The following is a 3854-nucleotide window of genomic DNA, read 5'->3' as shown; positions in this document are numbered from 1 at the left end:
CCGGCACCTTGCGCAGGTTGTCGGCGTTCATCTCACGCAGGGTCTGCACGGCTGCCAGCACGCCTTGCGCGGCCGGCCCGTGCTGTTCCCCAACTTTTCGCTCGGCGAAGAGTATGAACATGCGCCGCCGGCGACGAATCGCCAAATCTCACCGTATCTCCCGAGCGGACGATTTCGCACCGGTCTGCCCGTCGAAGGGCTTGCGATCGAACGGGGCGACCTTTTCTATGCATGTCCGCGAGCCAGCGTCTTTTATGGCACGGCGCTCGACGCCGACCTTCGGACGCGCGGCGTAAGCACGCTTGTCATGGCCGGGATAAGCACCACCGGCGTTGTTCTTTCAAGCGTCGCCTGGGCTAGTGATGCGGACTACGACGTGCGTTTGGTCCAGGACTGCTGCTACGACCCGGATCGGGATGCCCACGAAGCTCTGTTGCGTTCCGGGTTCGGCGGACGTGTACAGGTCGTGTAATTTTCGGGCCTCGCATGATCGCGGCCATAGCCGCAGGTGGATTGGTGCGAGGCAGGGCCAGTCCAAGTCAGGGTGCGGTCATCGCGGCGCCTGCAACTCTCAAAAACCCATCGCCGTAGCGGAGGTCTTGTAATCGCATGTCATTACGCACGCCCGATTTATTGTTCACAGCGATAGCACCTGCCATTTGGGGCAGCACCTACATTGTCACCACCCAATACCTGCCGAACTTCTCACCGATGACGGTCGCGATGCTGCGGGCGTTGCCGGCGGGTTTATTGCTCGTGATGATCGTCCGACAGATTCCAACGGGAATCTGGTGGATGCGCATCTTCATCCTCGGCGCACTTAATATTTCGCTATTCTGGAGCTTGTTGTTTATTTCGGTCTACCGCCTGCCGGGCGGGGTCGCGGCGACGGTAGGCGCTGTGCAGCCGCTGATGGTCGTGTTCATCTCTGCCGCTCTGCTAGGTAGCCCGATACGATTGATGGCGGTCCTGGGGGCTATTTGCGGAACTGCGGGCGTGGCGCTGTTGGTGTTGACACCAAACGCAGCGCTAGATCCTGTCGGCGTCGCAGCGGGCCTGGCGGGGGCGGTTTCCATGGCGTTCGGAACCGTGCTGACCCGCAAGTGGCAACCTCCCGTGCCTCTGCTCACCTTTACCGCCTGGCAACTGGCGGCCGGAGGACTTCTGCTCGTTCCAGTAGCTTTAGTGTTTGATCCGCCAATCCCGATGCCTACAGGAACCAATGTTCTCGGCCTGGCGTGGCTCGGCCTGATCGGAGCGGGTTTAACCTACTTCCTTTGGTTCCGGGGGATCTCGCGACTCGAACCTACAGTTGTTTCCTTACTGGGCTTTCTCAGCCCGGGGACCGCCGTGTTGCTAGGATGGTTGTTCTTGGATCAGACGCTGAGTGCGCTTCAAATCATCGGCGTCCTGCTCGTGATCGGGAGTATCTGGCTGGGCCAACGTTCCAACCGCACTCCTAGGGCGCGTATAGCTTGCCGGAAGTCGCCTTGACCCGCATGGCATAGGCCTATCGTTTCCACGATCAGCGATCGGCTCGTTGCCCTGCGCCGCTCCAAAGCCCGCGACGCAGCGCCGGCAGGCAGAGCAAGTAGAGGGCAGCGCCTGCAATCCATGCCCACCCGTTCCACGTTGTTATAGAAGCCGCATAGATCGCCGTGAAGAGGAGGGGTCCGACGATCGAGGTCAGGCTGGTGAGCGCCGCCAGTGAGCCTTGCAGCTGCCCCTGACGTTCCTCATCCACCTGCCTGGACAACATTGCTTGCAGCGCCGGCATTCCGATGCCACCCGAAGCAAGCAGGACCATGATCGGGAACGCCATCCATCCCCGTGTCGCGAAGGCAAGCAGGATGTAGCCTGTGCCGTCGGCAATCATTCCGAGCATGAGTGCCCGCCTTTCGCCGAGCCGGGCGGCTACAGGGCCGGTGATCATTGCCTGGGCGAGTGAATGCAGAATGCCAAATGCGGCAAGCGAAATGCCGATCGTGGTCGCGTCCCAGTGAAAGCGATCCTCGCCGAAAATGACCCAAAGCGCGGCCGGCACCTGTCCGACAAGTTGCATGATGAAGAAGACCGCCATCAGGGCGGCGACGACGGTCATGCCCCGGGCCCACCGGAACGAAGCGAGCGGGTTGAGAGCCTCCCGGCGTAACGGCCGGCGTTCGCCTTTGTGCGACTCCGGCAAAAGGAAACAGCCCGTCAGGAAATTGAGGCCGTTCAAGGCTGCCGCGGCGAAGAACGGAGCGTGGGGGGAGAAACCGCCCATCAGCCCACCGAGCACAGGTCCCGCGACCATCCCGAACCCGAAACAGGCGCTCATGAAGCCGAAGTGCCGCGCGCGCTCATCGCCATCAGTGATATCGGCAATATAAGCGCCGGCTACCGCCCCAGTCGCCCCGGTGATGCCGGCCACGATCCGCCCGATATAGAGAACCCAAAGGAAAGGCGCCGTCGCCATGATGGCGTAGTCGACAGCAGCGCCGGCCAGCGAGACGAGCAAGACCGGCCGCCGCCCGAAACGATCCGACAGCGCGCCCAGCACAGGTGCGCAGGCAAATTGCATCAACGCATACAGCGCCAGCAGAATGCCATAGTGGGCGGTGACGTCGTTCGAGTGAACCAGATCGCGCAGGAGGCCCGGCAGCACCGGCATAATCAGGCCGATGCCGACAGCGTCGAGCGCGACAGTGCTCAGAATTACGATCAGGGGTCTGTTGGGTTTCACGTCTGGCCTCCGGACCAGCCTCCGCTGGTCCGATTGAACGCGCGGATTCTTTATCACTGATAAGTTGGTGGACATATTATGTTTATCAGTGATAAAGTGTCAAGCATGACAAAGTTGCAGCCGAATACAGTGATCCGTGCCGCCCTGGACCTGTTGAACGAGGTCGGCGTAGACGGTCTGACGACACGCAAACTGGCGGAACGGTTGGGGGTTCAGCAGCCGGCGCTTTACTGGCACTTCAGGAACAAGCGGGCGCTGCTCGACGCACTGGCCGAAGCCATGCTGGCGGAGAATCATACGCATTCGGTGCCGAGAGCCGACGACGACTGGCGCTCATTTCTGATCGGGAATGCCCGCAGCTTCAGGCAGGCGCTGCTCGCCTACCGCGATGGCGCGCGCATCCATGCCGGCACGCGACCGGGCGCACCGCAGATGGAAACGGCCGACGCGCAGCTTCGCTTCCTCTGCGAGGCGGGTTTTTCGGCCGGGGACGCCGTCAATGCGCTGATGACAATCAGCTACTTCACTGTTGGGGCCGTGCTTGAGGAGCAGGCCGGCGACAGCGATGCCGGCGAGCGCGGCGGCACCGTTGAACAGGCTCCGCTCTCGCCGCTGTTGCGGGCCGCGATAGACGCCTTCGACGAAGCCGGTCCGGACGCAGCGTTCGAGCAGGGACTCGCGGTGATTGTCGATGGATTGGCGAAAAGGAGGCTCGTTGTCAGGAACGTTGAAGGACCGAGAAAGGGTGACGATTGATCAGGACCGCTGCCGGAGCGCAACCCACTCACTACAGCAGAGCCATGTAGACAACATCCCCTCCCCCTTTCCACCGCGTCAGACGCCCGTAGCAGCCCGCTACGGGCTTTTTCATGCCCTGCCCTAGCGTCCAAGCCTCACGGCCGCGCTCGGCCTCTCTGGCGGCCTTCTGGCGCTCCTGCTGCGGCGTCCGCTCGTGGGCCGTGGCGCGGGTCCGCGCGCCGGCCTCGTGCGCCTGGCGCTCGCGGGCGAGGTCCAGGGCGGCCGTCTTCACGTTCTGCCTTGCGCAGATGAGATAGGGGAGCCCGCAGAATTCGGAAAAAATCGTACGCTAAGGTTTTCCGGGCATCCGTAAGGGCCGAAACTTCCCGTC

4 protein-coding genes are annotated in these 3854 nt (G+C 62.4%); 3 read left to right on the top strand and 1 reads right to left on the bottom strand.

The features are described 5' to 3' along the window. Positions 1–79: 79 nt before the first annotated feature. Entirely contained in the window at positions 80–472 is a 393-nt protein-coding gene (locus PG881_RS23700; protein WP_001351729.1) for a cysteine hydrolase family protein, read from the top strand. Between the two features lie 137 nt (positions 473–609). After that, positions 610–1494 carry a DMT family transporter gene (locus PG881_RS23695; RefSeq protein ID WP_000058717.1) on the top strand — a complete coding sequence of 295 codons (885 nt, stop codon included), beginning with the start codon at positions 610–612 and terminating at the stop codon, positions 1492–1494. A 31-nt stretch (positions 1495–1525) separates the two neighbouring features. Here the strand turns inward: PG881_RS23695 and tet(A) are convergent, their stop codons facing one another. After that, positions 1526–2725 carry a tetracycline efflux MFS transporter Tet(A) gene (gene tet(A), locus PG881_RS23690; protein WP_000804064.1) on the bottom strand — a complete coding sequence of 400 codons (1200 nt, stop codon included), beginning with the start codon at positions 2723–2725 and terminating at the stop codon, positions 1526–1528. A gap of 105 nt (positions 2726–2830) precedes the next feature. Between tet(A) and tetR(A) the strand changes: the two genes are divergently transcribed. Beyond that, positions 2831–3481: a tetracycline resistance transcriptional repressor TetR(A) gene (tetR(A), locus tag PG881_RS23685; RefSeq protein WP_000164043.1), complete on the top strand. Its 651-nt coding sequence runs from the start codon at positions 2831–2833 to the stop codon at positions 3479–3481. Positions 3482–3854 lie beyond the last annotated feature (373 nt).

The sequence above is a fragment of the Aeromonas sp. QDB54 genome (assembly GCF_027707385.1).
GTDB lineage: Bacteria > Pseudomonadota > Gammaproteobacteria > Enterobacterales > Aeromonadaceae > Aeromonas > Aeromonas hydrophila.
Note: the sequence above shows the minus strand (reverse complement) of the source record. Positions and strands in the feature narration are given on the sequence as shown.

Bases quoted from the DNA above. Each gene is read 5' to 3' on its own strand.
- PG881_RS23695 (WP_000058717.1), top strand. From the start codon at position 610: ATGTCATTACGCACGCCCGATTTATTGTTCACAGCGATAGCACCTGCC.